General features: G+C 70.5%; 12 protein-coding genes, 1 tRNA gene and 1 other RNA gene. 11 read left to right on the top strand and 3 right to left on the bottom strand.

Annotated elements, in window-relative coordinates; translation table 11 throughout:
- Positions 1-122: 122 nt before the first annotated feature.
- Positions 123-362 carry a flavin reductase gene (locus AB0A90_RS32800; RefSeq protein WP_357255530.1) on the top strand — a complete coding sequence of 80 codons (240 nt, stop codon included), beginning with the start codon at positions 123-125 and terminating at the stop codon, positions 360-362.
- Between the two features lie 76 nt (positions 363-438).
- On the opposite strand, the gene AB0A90_RS32795 is transcribed toward AB0A90_RS32800, so the two are convergent.
- Together AB0A90_RS32795 and AB0A90_RS32790 are read right to left on the bottom strand one after the other, a co-directional pair.
- Entirely contained in the window at positions 439-1,275 is an 837-nt protein-coding gene (locus AB0A90_RS32795) for a class I SAM-dependent methyltransferase (RefSeq protein ID WP_357255528.1), read from the bottom strand.
- A 387-nt stretch (positions 1,276-1,662) separates the two neighbouring features.
- A tRNA-Ser gene (locus AB0A90_RS32790) sits at positions 1,663-1,747 on the bottom strand.
- An 82-nt stretch (positions 1,748-1,829) separates the two neighbouring features.
- On the opposite strand from AB0A90_RS32790, the gene ffs reads away from it, so the two are divergent.
- Both ffs and AB0A90_RS32780 read left to right on the top strand, forming a co-directional pair.
- An RNA gene (ffs, locus tag AB0A90_RS32785) (signal recognition particle sRNA small type) lies at positions 1,830-1,919 on the top strand.
- 203 nt (positions 1,920-2,122) lie between these two features.
- Positions 2,123-5,044 carry a DNA polymerase III subunit gamma and tau gene (locus AB0A90_RS32780; RefSeq protein WP_357255526.1) on the top strand — a complete coding sequence of 974 codons (2,922 nt, stop codon included), beginning with the start codon at positions 2,123-2,125 and terminating at the stop codon, positions 5,042-5,044.
- 58 nt (positions 5,045-5,102) lie between these two features.
- On the opposite strand, the gene AB0A90_RS32775 is transcribed toward AB0A90_RS32780, so the two are convergent.
- Positions 5,103-5,774, bottom strand: coding sequence for a DUF998 domain-containing protein (locus AB0A90_RS32775; protein WP_357255524.1), 672 nt, complete (start codon positions 5,772-5,774; stop codon positions 5,103-5,105).
- Positions 5,775-5,976: 202 nt separating this feature from the next.
- Between AB0A90_RS32775 and AB0A90_RS32770 the strand changes: the two genes are divergently transcribed.
- The 8 genes from AB0A90_RS32770 (at position 5,977) to AB0A90_RS32735 (ending at position 13,671) form a co-directional block, all read left to right on the top strand.
- Positions 5,977-6,285, top strand: coding sequence for a YbaB/EbfC family nucleoid-associated protein (locus AB0A90_RS32770; RefSeq protein WP_238433593.1), 309 nt, complete (start codon positions 5,977-5,979; stop codon positions 6,283-6,285).
- A gap of 8 nt (positions 6,286-6,293) precedes the next feature.
- Complete coding sequence (gene recR, locus AB0A90_RS32765; protein ID WP_357255522.1) at positions 6,294-6,887, top strand: recombination mediator RecR; 594 nt, start codon at positions 6,294-6,296, stop codon at positions 6,885-6,887.
- Positions 6,888-6,983: 96 nt separating this feature from the next.
- The gene (locus AB0A90_RS32760) at positions 6,984-7,436 is read left to right on the top strand and encodes a hypothetical protein (RefSeq protein WP_357255520.1); all 453 of its coding nucleotides are present in this window, start codon (positions 6,984-6,986) and stop codon (positions 7,434-7,436) included.
- Between the two features lie 239 nt (positions 7,437-7,675).
- Positions 7,676-9,346 (top strand): ABC transporter substrate-binding protein, encoded by a 1,671-nt coding sequence (locus AB0A90_RS32755; RefSeq protein ID WP_357255518.1) that lies wholly within the window; start codon positions 7,676-7,678, stop codon positions 9,344-9,346.
- Between the two features lie 96 nt (positions 9,347-9,442).
- A complete protein-coding gene (locus AB0A90_RS32750) occupies positions 9,443-10,450 on the top strand; it encodes an ABC transporter permease (protein WP_357255516.1) in 1,008 nt (335 codons plus the stop codon).
- A gap of 65 nt (positions 10,451-10,515) precedes the next feature.
- On the top strand, positions 10,516-11,475 hold the full coding sequence (locus AB0A90_RS32745) for an ABC transporter permease (RefSeq protein WP_357255591.1): 960 nt from the start codon (positions 10,516-10,518) through the stop codon (positions 11,473-11,475).
- Between the two features lie 112 nt (positions 11,476-11,587).
- A complete protein-coding gene (locus AB0A90_RS32740; RefSeq protein ID WP_357255515.1) occupies positions 11,588-12,574 on the top strand; it encodes an ABC transporter ATP-binding protein in 987 nt (328 codons plus the stop codon).
- Positions 12,571-13,671: an oligopeptide/dipeptide ABC transporter ATP-binding protein gene (locus AB0A90_RS32735; RefSeq protein ID WP_357255513.1), complete on the top strand. Its 1,101-nt coding sequence runs from the start codon at positions 12,571-12,573 to the stop codon at positions 13,669-13,671. Before AB0A90_RS32740 ends, AB0A90_RS32735 begins: the two co-directional genes overlap by 4 nt.
- Positions 13,672-13,675 lie beyond the last annotated feature (4 nt).

The following is a 13,675-nucleotide window of genomic DNA, read 5'->3' as shown; positions in this document are numbered from 1 at the left end:
GTGGCCTGTAGAAGACGGCGCGACCGGTGGAGGCGCAGCAGCCCGGCGGTGGGCGTCAGTCAGAGGGTCGCCCCGGCGGGGAGGGCGGGGCGACCCTCTTCCACCGCGAAGGAGGCCCGCCCATGCCCCGCCGCCACCGGGATCACGTACCGACTCGCCCCACCTGGCGCTGCGCGGCATGCGGCATCGCCTGGCCCTGCTCGGCGGCGAAGCTGCGGTTGCTCGGCGAGTATCGACACGACCGGCTGGCGTTGACCGTCTACCTGGCGACCCTTCACGCCGAGGCCGGCGAACACCTCACCGACATCGACCCGGCCCGCCTGACCGAACGCTTCCTCTCCTGGGCGCGCGCCCGCACCTGACCGAGCTGCCTCCCTGCGGCGGCTGCGGCGACCCCGCCGACCCCGCTGACCGTGGCGACCGCGGCCACCGCGGCTGTCAGGGTCGCCAGATCGCCACTTCGATGTCCCCTTGCCGCTCGGCGAAGCGGCCGTCTGGTGCTGCCGTCGTCAAGAGCCGCCGCAGCTCCGCCGAGAAGGCCGGGAGCCGGTCGCCGAACAGGTGCGGCGCCGAACTGGACAGCGAGAACACCGCCGAGGTGACCTCGTCCACCGAGCGTTCCACGACGGTCCCCTGTTCGACAGTGATGCGGGTCGGGTCGGTGAAGCCCGCCGCGCCCATGATCTCGGCCTCTCCGGAGGGGGTGCCCGCTGGCAACAACCCCTGGCCGGCCCGACGGATCGGCCCCAGGTAGCTCGCGACCAGGTCGTTGATCTGCTGCCAGGGCGCTCGGGGATACGGCAGGGGGTCGTCCCCGGTCGCGCCCTGATGCGTGTTGGCGCCCACGTGGACCCAGGCTCCGTCGGGCGTGAGCATGTCGCGGACGCGACGAGCTACGAGCGGACGGTCCATCCAGTGGAACGACTGGGCGAACGTGGCCACCCGGAAGGTGCCCAGGTCGGCCGGCAGGGCCTCGGCGCGCAGGTGTCGCCACTCGACGTTGATCACACCGACACCGTCAGCTCTGCGCCGCCCCTCCGCGAGCATGTCCTGGTCGGCGTCGACGCCCACCGCCGCCTCGAACAGCGGCGCGAGCAGCAGCGTCAACGATCCGGGTCCGCAGCCCACGTCCAGGAGTCGGCCGGTGCCGTCGAGGTCGAGCGCGGTACGGATGGCATCGGCGAGGGCAGCCGGGTAGGGCCGCCGTCCGACGCTGTAGTGGCGGGCGCTGCCCGCGTACAAGGTCTCGTCCCACTGCCAGGTCGCCTCGGTCACGACGTCGATGAGACCACGGAACGCGTTGTGGCGTCTCGCGTAAAAGGTTGCGTACGTCGACCCATGTTAATCTCCATCAGCTCACATGATCACCTTGAGCGACCGAGGGGACACCTGGCTGCCGAGGTCCCGTGCGCCGTGGCGGCCCGGGCGAGCAGCACGGCCGGTGGTGAGCGGTTCGATGAGCGGATACAAACGGACCAGCGGTGACGTCGTTCGGCCCGGTCCTCGTCGACGAGGGCGCGACCCGGACCCTCGGCGGCGACGACCTCGAAGCGTGGCTCTCGGCACAGGGCGCGGAGAGTGTCCGGGTGGTGGGCTGACGCCGAGACGACTCAGGGCCGGTCCCCATGGGGCCGGCCCTGTCGTTGGTGCTGCTCAGACGAGCGGAGGATACGAGATTCGAACTCGTGAGGGTGTAAACCCAACACGCTTTCCAAGCGTGCGCCCTAGGCCTCTAGGCGAATCCTCCGCGAGCCAGGATACAGGCCCCCGCGGGCAGGGCCACCCCACCACCCCCTGAAGATCGACCGGCGGTCGGGTAGGCTTGGCGACACCTCCCGTGCGGCGGTATCTCGTGAACCTCCCCAGGGCCGGAAGGCAGCAAGGATAAGCGAGCTCTGCCGGGTGCACGGGAGGCCTTTTTGTCTGTGGGCCGGTTGATCCACTCGACATCCATGATGTCGGGGCATCCCGGGCCTGCGGACACCCCGATTTCCAGGAAGCCGAGTCGATCAAGCGCGGCGGCCAGGTCGATCAAGCCCGAGAGCCCAGGTGCCCCGGCGGGGTGGGTGGTCACCCGCGCCCGACCGGCGCAGAATGGCTCGGTCGAGAGGAGGCGGGACGAGTGACGCTGGCGCTCTACCGCAAGTACCGGCCGCGTACCTTCGCTGAGGTCATCGGCCAGGAGCACGTGACCGAGCCGCTGTCGCAGGCGTTGCGCAGCGGACGGCTCAACCACGCCTACCTCTTCTCCGGCCCTCGTGGCTGCGGCAAGACCACCAGCGCCCGGATCATGGCCCGCTCGCTCAACTGTGAGCAGGGCCCCACCCCCGAGCCGTGCGGCAAGTGCGCGTCCTGCCGCTCGCTGGCCACCGACGGCGCCGGCTCGATCGACGTGATCGAGATCGACGCGGCCAGCCACGGTGGTGTCGACGATGCCCGTGAGCTGCGCGAGCGTGCCTTCTTCGCGCCGGCCAACAGCCGCTTCAAGATCTACATCATCGACGAGGCGCACATGGTCTCGACCCAGGGCTTCAACGCCCTGCTCAAGCTGGTCGAGGAGCCACCGGAGTACGTCAAGTTCATCTTCGCCACCACCGAGCCGGAGAAGGTCCTCGGCACGATCCGGTCGCGGACCCACCACTACCCGTTCCGGCTGTTTCCGCCGAAGGTGGTCCGCCCGTACCTGGAGCAGCTCACCCAGGCCGAGGGCGTCGCCGTCGAGCCGGCGGTCTTTCCGCTTGTGGTCCGCGCCGGTGGCGGCAGCATGCGGGACAGCCTCTCCGTGCTCGACCAGCTCATCGCCGGCGCCGGCCCGGAGGGGGTCAGCTACGCCCGGGCCGTCGCGCTGCTCGGGGTCACCGACTCCGCGCTGATCGACGAGATGTGCGACGCGCTGGCCGCCGGTGACGGCGCGGCCGCGTACGCCACCGTCGACCGGGTCGCCGAGGCCGGCCACGACCTGCGCCGGTTCGCCGCGGACCTGCTCGAACGGCTCCGCGACCTCATCGTGATCCAGCAGGTGCCGGACGCCGCCGCGAAGGGCCTGATCGACGGCCCCGCCGACCAGATCGAGCGGATGGCCGCCCAGGCCGCGCAACTCGGGCCGGGCACGCTCTCCCGCTGCGCCGACATCGTGCACGACGGTCTGATCGAGATGCGTGGCACCACAGCGCCCCGCCTGCTGCTGGAGCTGATCTGCGCCCGGATGCTGCTGCCCGGCGCGGACGACTCCACAGGTGGCCTGCTCCAACGCCTCGAACGCATGGAACGCCGGCTCACCCTGAGCGGCACCGACGCGCCGCCGGTCACCGCCGGCTCCGCGCCGGCCGCCCACCCGGGAGTACGCCCACAGCCGAGCCCCCCGGTCCCGGCTGCCGCACACCCCGCACCCGTCAACGCCCCCACCTCCGCGCCGCCGTGGGCGGTCGACCCGGCCGCGTCCCCGACCCAGAGCGCCGGGGGTGCTCCCGCGTCGGCTGCTGCGGTCTCCGGCGTACCCGCCTCGCACGGCCCGGTCGGTGGCACACCGGCTCCGACCTCCGGTGCGTCTGCCTCGCACGCCCCGACCTCCGGTGTACCTGCCTCGCACGCTCCGACCTCTGGCGCGCACGCGTCGGCCGCCGACTCGCCGATCCCGGCGTCACCCGGTGCGTCGGCTGTCGCCGGGTCGGCACCCGTTTCGCCCGCCGCGGCCCCGCGTCGTGTGGTGCCACCGTCGGCGGTGCTGCCCGACCCGGCCACGCCCCAGCCGCCCCGACCGGGAGCGCCGGCCGCGGCGCTGGACGCCGTCGCGGTCCGCCGCGTCTGGCCCGATGTGGTGGGCAAGGTCAACCGCACCAACAAGCGGATCGCCGCCCTGATGCGCGACGCCGTGGTGCGTGAACTCGACGGCGACATGCTGGTGCTGACGGTGAAGTCCACCGTGCTGGCCAAGATGATGGCCGATCACGCGGCGGTGCTCACCGACGCGCTCTACGAGGAGTTGGGCGGGCGCTGGCAGATCCGCTGCGAGGTCGCCGGCGAGCGCGGTGGCGTCTCGTTGTCCGGTCCGCAGCGCGCGCAATCCGCCGCGCCGGCCCGACCCGCCGCCCCGGCCCCTGCGGCGAATCCGACCGCCACGCCGAACGCCCCGAGCGGGAACGCCGTTGCCGGCCCGCCGAACGCACCGCCTGCCGCGCCGAACCCGTCGGCCGCGGCCAACCTGCCGGGTGGGCCGCCCAGCGCGCCCTACCCGAGCAGCGCCGCCAGCCCGGCGACTGCGCCGCCCGTCGCGCCGAACTCGACAAGCGTCGCCGGCTCGGACGCCCGTGGTGGCCTGCCGGGAGGCGCGGTTGCGCGTGCCGGTGGGGGCGGGGAGGGCTACGGCGCGCACGGCTCGGGTCGGCAGGGCGGAACGCAGCCCGGGCCAGCGGACGCCTCGGCAGACGACGAGGACGACTGGCCGGCGGCGGCCCGCCCTGGCGGTGGCGAACCGACCGCCGAGGCGACCGATGACGAGGACTGGCCGGAGGCCGCCCGTCCGGGTGGCGCATCGGCGGGGAACGACCCCGGCCCGGATGCTGGACCGGGTGGCCCCGGCACGGCACCAACCCCGACCGGCCCGAACGGCAGTGGCCCGAACGGCAGTGGCGCAAACGGCAGTGGCCTGCACGGCCGTGGCGCGAACGGCAGTGGACCAGGCGGCAGCACTAACGGCAGCGGCGCGAACGGCGGCGGCGCACCGGTGAGCAGCGCCATCGCCGCGGCTCGCGCGGCGGCGGCGGGGCGCGGTGTGCGTACCGGATCGGCGGCCCGGCCCGTCGCGGACGCCGAGTGGGCGGGCGAACCGCCCTACGACCCGGACTTCGACGGCCCGGTGCGGGGTGGTCGACCGGGTGGCGCGGCGCCGGCGACACCGGTCTACGAGGGGTTCGATCCGGGCGACGAGCCGTTGGACGAGGTCATCGACGAGAAGACCGCCCGGGAGTCCAGCGAGGAGCAGGCGGTACGGCTGCTGCGCGAGACGTTCGGCGCCGAGAAGATCGACGAGGTAGACGCCCGTTAACCCGCCCCCGGCTCGGCGATCTTGCACTTTCGGTCGCCGTTTCGTGGAGAATCACCTCTTATTTCGGGGCAGAAAATGCAAGATCGCGCACGGGGCGGGTCTCGGCCAGCAGGACGCCCAGGCAGCAGGCCCAGAGGGGGAAGGGCAGCACGGCCACCCGTTCCATGCCGCCCACCCCGATCCCCATGCCCTGCTGGGCGAAGAACAGCACCGTCCCGACCAGCGCGATGATCCCGGCGGCGAGGGTGATCCGTCGCCACCGGCCGAGCGTCGTGCTGGCCGGTGCGAGGCCGGCGAGGAGCAGACCGACGTTGCCCGTTCCCATGATCAGGAACGCGCCGAGGACGTGCAGGTTCTCGTCCACGTCGGCCGGGTAGCGGGCCGCCAGGGCGTACCCGCCGGTGGCCAGCAGCAGGAGGATCTGCGCCGTGCGCACCACGCCGCCGCGACCGAGGAGCCGCCAGGTCAGCAGGAGCCCGGCGGCGAGCAGCACGGCGGTGACCAGCATCGCGGCGTTCATCAGCGGGTGCCAGGGCGAGCACACGTAGCGGGGTCGGGTGGTGTCCCAGATGCCGCAGTGGGCGTTGCCGAGGTCGCTGATGTTGTGGGTGGCCCAACTGTAGGCCGGCTGCCGCCAGCGCAGTCCGGTGATCAGGCTGGCGACGAGGAAGACCGGTGCGGCTGCCACCCAGCACAGCGCGCCGGCCCGGCCGGTGCGGTTGAGATTCATGCCGTTGAGCACACCAGCGCGACGGGTCCCGGCGCACTACCGACAGATGGCCGTTTCGGGGTAGTGACAGCCGTACCCGGAGGGCTCGCCGTGTGGCACACACCGGACGGGGGCGTGGTCGGTCCCAGCGGATAGGCTGGGCGGCGGCCGAGCAGACGAGTGCGAGAAGGAGCCATCCGTGCGCCCAGGTGGACAGCCGAACATGCAGCAGATGCTGAAGCAGGCGCAGAAGATGCAGCAGCAGATCGCCGCCGCGCAGGCCGAGCTGGCCGAGGCCGAGCTGACCGGCACCGCCGGCGGTGGGCTGGTCACCGCGACCGTCTCCGGCGCCGGTGAACTCAAGGCCATCAAGATCGACCCGAAGGCCGTCGACCCGGACGACGTGGAGACCCTTGAGGATCTGGTCGTCGCGGCCGTGCACAACGCCGCCGAGGCGGCACGGGAGCTGACCGAGCGCAAGATGGGTCCGGTCGCCGGCGGCATGGGCGGCCTCGGCCTGCCCGGTTTCTGAGCCGGCAGATGTACGAAGGTGCCATCCAGGACCTGATCGACGAGTTGGGCCGGTTGCCGGGCGTGGGTCCGAAGAGCGCTCAGCGGATCGCGTTCCACGTCCTGTCGGCGGATCCGGCCGACGTCAACCGGTTGGCCGGCGCGTTGCGCAAGGTCAAGGAGCTGGTCCGGTTCTGTACGACCTGCTACAACGTGGCCGAGTCCGAGCAGTGCCGGATCTGCCGGGACCCGCGACGCACCGACGAGGTGCTGTGCGTGGTGGAGGAGCCCAAGGACGTGGTCGCCATCGAGCGGACCGGTGAGTTCCGCGGTCGCTACCACGTGCTGGGCGGCGCGATCAATCCGCTGGAGGGGATCGGTCCGGACAGCCTGCGCATCCGGGAGCTGATGATCCGGCTCGGTGGTGGCGGCATCCGGGAGTTGATCCTGGCCACCGACCCGAACACCGAGGGCGAGGCGACCGCCACCTATCTGGCGCTGATGGTGAAGCCGATGGGTATCTCGGTGACCCGACTGGCCAGTGGGTTGCCGGTCGGCGGCGACCTGGAGTACGCCGACGAGATCACCCTCGGCCGGGCCTTCGAGGGGCGCCGGGCCGTCTGACGGAGACGCCAAGGATGCGTGCCACTGGCGGACGGTCGCCACACTCGGTGGGATACGACTGAGTGGTCGGCGTACCCCTGGGGGTGGCGAGTGGCGATGCGGCAGCCGGTCCAGCAGTCCTGGACTCCGGCGGTGCTGGTGGTCGTGGTGGCCCTGGCCATCGCGGGCCCCGTCGTGGCGGTCGAGGTGTGGATGCGGCGAATGGCCGCGGACAGCCGCGTGGAGCAGGCCGAGGCCGAAGCAACCATGACTCGCGTCACACAGGCGTACGCCGACGCGGTGGTGGCCGACGGTGACCCGGCGCCGACCGACGACCGGTTGGCGGCGGCCGCGGAGGGCATGGGGATGCAGGTGCGGGAGGTGCGAAGGCTGCCCGACCTGATGGTGATCGTGTACCGGGAGGAGCCCGTCAGCGCGATGATCTCGGTGAGCATGGTCTACGTCTGCCACCGCGTGACCTTCCACGACCTGGGCACGGCCGCGGCGGGTTCGGTTTCCGAGCGGCTGGCGGACTGCCCACCACCCGTGCCCTGGCCGACGCCCTTCTGACGCGTCCCGACGTCGCCAACGCCGGCTTTCGATGGCCGACCGCGCGACGTCCGGCGCCCAGCAGATCTATGTCGCTCCCTGTCTGCGTCGTGCCGTCGACTGTCAGACCTCGGGACCAAGGTGTCGGCTTGGTAGCGATTGCCTAACGCCCGTTCCGCTTGACGTGTGACATGTCATAGCCTCCCGCACACGGACCGAGCCACAGCTCGGCGTGGTCATGCGCATGACAGAGGTGAGAGATGCAGGCGAGAAGGCTTAAAACGGCCGTGGCCATCGCGGCCGTTGCCGCTCTGGCGGTCGGTGCGGCCGGCTGCGCGGAGAGCGAGCGCGGCGACAGTGGCGAGGCCAAGACTGGCGGCACCTTCATCTTCGCGGGTGCCGGTGACCCGAAGAACTTTGACCCGATCTTCAACGATGACGGTGAGTCGTTCCGGCCGGTCCGGCAGATGTTCGACACCCTGGTGAGTCACAAGCCGGGCACCGCGGAGCTTCAGGGCGGCCTGGCGGAGAGCTGGGAGCACGACCCGGAGGGCAAGGTCTGGACGTTCAAGCTCCGCCAGGGCGTGAAGTTCCACGACGGTACGCCGTTCAACGCCGCCGCGGTCTGCTTCAACTTCGACCGCTGGTACAACATGAAGGGCGCTGCCGCCCAGTCCCAGATGATCTACTACATGGACGTCTTCGGGGGCTTCGCCAAGAACGAGAGCGAGTCCGCCGGCAAGCCGCTCTACAACAAGTGTGAGGCGCAGGGCGACGGCACCGCGGTCGTCACGCTGAACCAGTACAAGGGCGCCTTCCCGGGTGCCTTCGCGCTGACCTCGCTCTCGATCGCGAGCCCGGACGCGCTGAAGAAGTACGACGCCAACACGGTGAAGCAGAACGGCGACTCGTTCGAGTACAGCGCCTTCGCGACCACCAACCCGGTCGGCACCGGCCCGTTCACCTTCGGTGGCTGGGACAAGGCCAAGAACGAGATCACCCTGAACCGCAACCCGGACTACTTTGGCGACAAGGCCAAGGTGGACAAGATGATCATCAAGATCATCAAGGACGAGAGCACCCGCAAGCAGGAGCTTCGTGCCGGCACCGTCCAGGGCATCGACTTCCCGGCCCCGGCCGACCGCAAGGCGCTCGAGGGTGAGGGCTTCCAGGTCGTCAACCGCCCGGCGTTCAACGTCCTCTACCTCGGCCTCAACCAGAAGAACCCGAAGCTGAAGGACCTGCGGGTGCGCCAGGCGATCGCCTACGCCCTCAACCGCCAGCAGCTGGTGCAGACCAAGGGTCCGGGTGGCGCGAAGGTCGCCGACGAGTTCCTGCCGGACACCGTGCTCGGCTACGCCCCGGACGTGCAGAAGTACGAGTACAACCCGGAGAAGGCCAAGCAGCTCCTCAAGGACGCTGGCGCCGAGGGTCTGACGCTCAACTTCTACTACCCGCCGGACGTCACCCGGCCGTACATGCCGAACCCGCAGGAGATCTTCACCGTCCTCGCCAACGACCTGCAGGCCGTCGGCATCAAGGTCAACGGTGTTCCTCGCCCGTGGAACGGTGGCTTCAAGGACGACGTGCAGCAGTTCGGCAAGCACGACCTGCACATCCTCGGTTGGACGGGTGACTACAACGACCCGGGCAACTTCGTCGGCACGTTCTTCGGCCGGGGCAAGATCGAGTTCGGCGACCAGTCGATGACCGAGATGTTCGACGCCATCGCCAAGGCTGACGGCATCGTCGACGAGGCGGGCAAGAAGGCGGCCTGGGAGCAGGTCAACCGCGACATCGCCGCCAAGTGGCTGCCGGCCGTTCCGGTCTGGCACGCTCCGCCGGCCATCGTCGTCACCAAGGACGTCAAGGGCCTGGTGGCCAGCCCGTTGACCGACGAGCGATTCAACACGGTCAGCATCAGCAAGTGACGTCCCTCGGCTGAGGCCGTAGGCGTGATCGGCCCGGTCCGGGGTTCCTCCCGGCCCGGGCCGATCCGCGATCTTTGAGAGTCTGGTGTGTGAGAGATGTTGCGAGTCATAGTTCGCCGCCTGTTGCAGCTGGTGGTGACCCTCATAGCGCTGTCGGCGCTGATCTTCATCTGGCTGCGGAACCTGCCCGGCGGCCCCATCGAGGCACTGCTCGGCGAGCGGGCGACGCCCGAACGTCGCGAGCTGCTGACCAAGGCGCTCGGCTACGACCAGCCGATCCTGGTGCAGTACGGCAAGTTCATGCAGCGGGTGTTGACAGGCGATTTCGGCAACTCGATCCGGACCGGTGACCCGGTCACCGAGGTGATCAGCCGCGCCTTCCCGGCCACCATCGAGCTGGCCGTCGCCGCGATGATCATCGCCGTCGGCCTCGGTGTGCCGCTCGGCTACCTCGCCGCCCGCTGGCGCGGACGGTGGCCGGACAACCTCACCATCGCCGGCACCCTGCTCGGCATCTCCATCCCGATCTTCTTCCTGGGCTACCTGCTCAAGGACGTCTTCACCCAGAACATCCACTGGTTCCCGCCGTCCGGGCGGCTCACCACCGGACTGGAAAACACGAACGTCACCGGCTTCTTCGTGCTCGACGGCCTGTTGACCCGCGAGTTCGACGCCAGCGCGGACGCGTTGTGGCACCTGATCCTGCCGGCGATCACCCTCGCCACCATCCCGCTGGCGGTGATCGTGCGGATCACCCGCGCCAGCGTGCTCGACGTCCTGGACGAGGACTACGTACGGACCGCCGAGGCGAAGGGCCTGCGTCACCGGACGATCCGCGGCCGGCACATCCTGCGCAACGCCCTCCTGCCCGTGGTCACGACCATCGGCCTGCAGACCGGTGCGCTGCTCTCCGGCGCGGTGCTCACCGAGAAGGTCTACAACTGGGGCGGCATCGGCACCCTGATCACCGACTCGATCAGCGGCGGCCGCGACTACCCGGTGCTCCAGGCGATCATCCTGCTGGCGGCGCTGGTCTTCGTGGTGGTCAACCTGCTCGTCGACCTCTCCTACGCCTTCATCGACCCGAGGGTGCGTGTGCGATGAGTGACCCGATCACCCAGGCCGGCACTCCGGCTCCCCGTTCCGGGGACGACAAGCCACGTCCCGGCATGAGCGAGCGCAGCATCGGCCTGCTCGGCGACCGCAAGAAGGCACGGCTCGACGAGTTGGCCCAGGCGAGTGCCTCCGACCGGGGCGGGATCAGTCTCGTCCGCGACGCCCTGCGCCGGCTGCGGCGCAATCCGGTCGCCGTCGTCGGGGCCGTGATCGTGGGGCTGTTCGTCCTGGTGGCGATCTTCGCCCCGCTGATCGCACCGCACGACCCGGTGCAGCGCTTCGACGAGTTGACCAAGGGCCTCACCGTGGACACCATCCCGGGGGCCAGCAGTGGGTTCCCGTTCGGCTCCGACCCGCTCGGCCGGGACTTCCTGTCCCGCATGATCTACGGCGCACGGCAGACGCTCTTCGTGGGCGTACTCGCGACCCTCATCGGTCTCGCGCTCGGGGTCCTGATCGGTGCGATCGCCGGCGCCTTCGGCGGCTGGGTCGACGTGGTCCTGATGCGACTCACCGACGTGATGCTGGCCCTGCCGAGCCTGCTGCTCGCCATCACCCTGGTCGCGATGGCCAGCCGGTCGAGCCAGTGGACGGTCATCTTCGCGGTGGCAATCGTGAGCGTGCCGATCTTCGCCCGGCTGCTGCGCGGCTCGATGCTGGCCCAGCGGGAGAGCGACCACGTGTTGGCCGCCCGCGCGCTCGGCGTCAAGGAGCGCAACATCGTGCTGCGGCACATGTTGCCCAACTCGTTGACCGCCGTGATCGTGCAGGCGACCCTGACCTTCGCGGTGGCCATCCTGGACGCCGCGGCGCTGTCCTTCCTGGGCCTCGGCGACCCGGACATCAACCGGGCCGAGTGGGGCCTGATGCTCGGCGTGGACGGCCAGCGCTACTTCGAGGTCCGCCCGGAGTTGGCGTACTACCCCGCGCTCGCGATCATCGTGGTCGCGCTCGGCTTCACCCTGCTGGGTGAGGCGATGCGCGATGCGATCGACCCGAAGAACCGGCGGTGACCACGGTGAGCGCTGTCAGCGCGCCCGGACCCCGTCTCGGGCGAGCGCGAGGAGTGAGCTTGCGAGCCCCGCAGTCGCGAGCGAAGGACCAAAGCAGTGAGGAAGTGACTCGATGAGCCTGCTCGACGTCCGTGACCTGAGCGTCGTGTTCCAGCGGCGCGGCGAGCGGCCCTTCACGGCCGTGGACAAGGTCAGCTTCACGGTGGAGCCGGGGCAGACGGTCGGCCTGGTCGGCGAGTCCGGCTGCGGCAAGAGCGTGACCAGCCTGGCCATCATGGGTCTGCTGCCCAAGCGCGGTAACAAGGTCACCGGGGAGGTGCTCTTCGACGGCACCGACCTGCTGAAACTGCGACCGGACGACATGCGCGACCGACGCGGCCGGGAGATCAGCATGATCTTCCAGGACCCGCTCTCCTCGCTGAATCCCGTCATCCCGATCGGGGTCCAGGTGGCCGAGGTGTTGGAGCGTCACCAGGGCCGGGACCGCAAGCAGGCGCTGCGCGAATCGCGGGACCTGCTCGACGCGGTCGGGATCCCCGACCCGCAGCGGCGACTCAGCGAGTACCCGCACCAGATCTCCGGCGGGATGCGCCAGCGCGCGCTGATCGCCATCGCGCTGGCCTTCAAGCCTCGGCTCCTGATCGCCGACGAGCCGACCACCGCGCTCGACGTGACCATCCAGGCGCAGATCCTCACCCTGCTCAAGCAGTTGGTCGACGAGACCGGCACCGCGCTCGTCATGATCACGCACGATCTGGGCGTGGTGGCCGGGCTCTGCGACACCGTCAACGTTCTCTACGGCGGCAAGGTGGTCGAGCGGCAACGGCGGCACGAGCTGTTCGCGCACGCCCGGCACCCGTACACCCACGGGCTGCTCAACTCGGTGCCCCGGCTGGACTCACCGCGCGGTGAGCGACTGCACGCGATCCGCGGTTCGGTCGCCGACAACATCCCGTGGGTCGAGGGGTGCGCGTTCGCGCCGCGCTGCGACAACGTTGTGGACGCGTGTCTCGAGGGACCGCCGCCCCTCGAACCCACCGCGACCGGCGGCGACCTCCGCTGCAACAACCCCGTCTCCGAGGAGGTGGCGGCCCGATGACCGAACAGACCGGACCCCTGATCGAGCTGCGCGACGTCAAGGTCCACTTTCCGATCAAGAGCGGCCTGCTCTTCGACCGCACCATCGGGTACGTCTACGCGGTGGACGGGGTGTCGCTGAGCATCCGCAAGGGCGAGACGTACGGCCTGGTCGGCGAGTCGGGCTGCGGCAAGTCGACGTTGGGTCGCGGCCTGCTGCGGCTCGTCGAGCCGACCGAGGGCGAGATCGTCTTCGACGGCATCGACGTGCGCTCGCTCAAGGGCGAGGCCATGCGGCAGGCCCGCCGCCGGATGCAGATGATCTTCCAGGATCCGCTGTCCAGCCTCGACCCCCGACAGTCGGTGGAGTCGCTGTTGGTGGAGGGGCTCAAGGCGCACGGGTTGGCCGGCGACAAGGCCGAGACGAACCGGCGGCTGCGCGAGACGCTGGAGGCCGTCGGCCTGCCCGCGTCGGCCCTCGGCAAGTATCCGCACGAGTTCTCCGGCGGCCAGCGCCAGCGGATCGGCATCGCCCGCGCGTTGGTGCTCAACCCGGACCTGATCGTCGCCGACGAGCCGGTCTCCGCGCTTGACGTGTCGATCCAGGCCCAGGTGCTCAACCTGCTGGAGGACCTGCAGAACGAGCGTGGCCTGACGTATCTGATCATCGCGCACGATCTGGCGGTGGTGCGTCACATCGCCGACACGGTGGGCGTCATGTACCTCGGCGGGCTGGTGGAGGAGGCGTCCAGCGACGACCTCTACCGCGAGCCGATGCACCCGTACACCCGGGCGCTGATGTCCGCGGTGCCGGTGCCCGACCCGCTGGTGGAGGACCGCCGGGAGCGGATCCTGCTCGCCGGTGACCTGCCGTCGCCGACCAACCCGCCGTCGGGCTGCCGGTTCCACACCCGGTGCCCGTGGGCGCAACCCACCCGGTGCGCCGACGAGCGGCCGGAACTGCGCGACGTCGTCGGCGGACACCGGGTGGCCTGCCACTTCGCCGAGGACATCGCTGCCGGTCGGATCCGGCCGCACGAGGTCGAGGTGGAGCTGGTCCGCCCGAGCGAGGGCACCGGCCCCGTCGACCCGCCGGGCGAGTTGATCCCCACCCCGTGACGCA

The organism is Micromonospora sp. NPDC049204 (genome assembly GCF_040647935.1).
In the GTDB taxonomy this organism is placed as follows: domain Bacteria; phylum Actinomycetota; class Actinomycetes; order Mycobacteriales; family Micromonosporaceae; genus Micromonospora.
Note: the sequence above shows the minus strand (reverse complement) of the source record. Positions and strands in the feature narration are given on the sequence as shown.

Bases quoted from the DNA above. Each gene is read 5' to 3' on its own strand.
- recR (WP_357255522.1), top strand. From the start codon at position 6,294: ATGTACGAAGGTGCCATCCAGGACCTGATCGACGAGTTGGGCCGGTTG.
- AB0A90_RS32800 (WP_357255530.1), top strand. From the start codon at position 123: ATGCCCCGCCGCCACCGGGATCACGTACCGACTCGCCCCACCTGGCGC.
- AB0A90_RS32750 (WP_357255516.1), top strand. From the start codon at position 9,443: ATGTTGCGAGTCATAGTTCGCCGCCTGTTGCAGCTGGTGGTGACCCTC.
- AB0A90_RS32775 (WP_357255524.1), bottom strand. From the start codon at position 5,774: ATGAATCTCAACCGCACCGGCCGGGCCGGCGCGCTGTGCTGGGTGGCA.
- AB0A90_RS32760 (WP_357255520.1), top strand. From the start codon at position 6,984: ATGCGGCAGCCGGTCCAGCAGTCCTGGACTCCGGCGGTGCTGGTGGTC.
- AB0A90_RS32770 (WP_238433593.1), top strand. From the start codon at position 5,977: ATGCAGCAGATGCTGAAGCAGGCGCAGAAGATGCAGCAGCAGATCGCC.
- AB0A90_RS32755 (WP_357255518.1), top strand. From the start codon at position 7,676: ATGCAGGCGAGAAGGCTTAAAACGGCCGTGGCCATCGCGGCCGTTGCC.
- AB0A90_RS32740 (WP_357255515.1), top strand. From the start codon at position 11,588: ATGAGCCTGCTCGACGTCCGTGACCTGAGCGTCGTGTTCCAGCGGCGC.
- AB0A90_RS32735 (WP_357255513.1), top strand. From the start codon at position 12,571: ATGACCGAACAGACCGGACCCCTGATCGAGCTGCGCGACGTCAAGGTC.
- AB0A90_RS32745 (WP_357255591.1), top strand. From the start codon at position 10,516: ATGAGCGAGCGCAGCATCGGCCTGCTCGGCGACCGCAAGAAGGCACGG.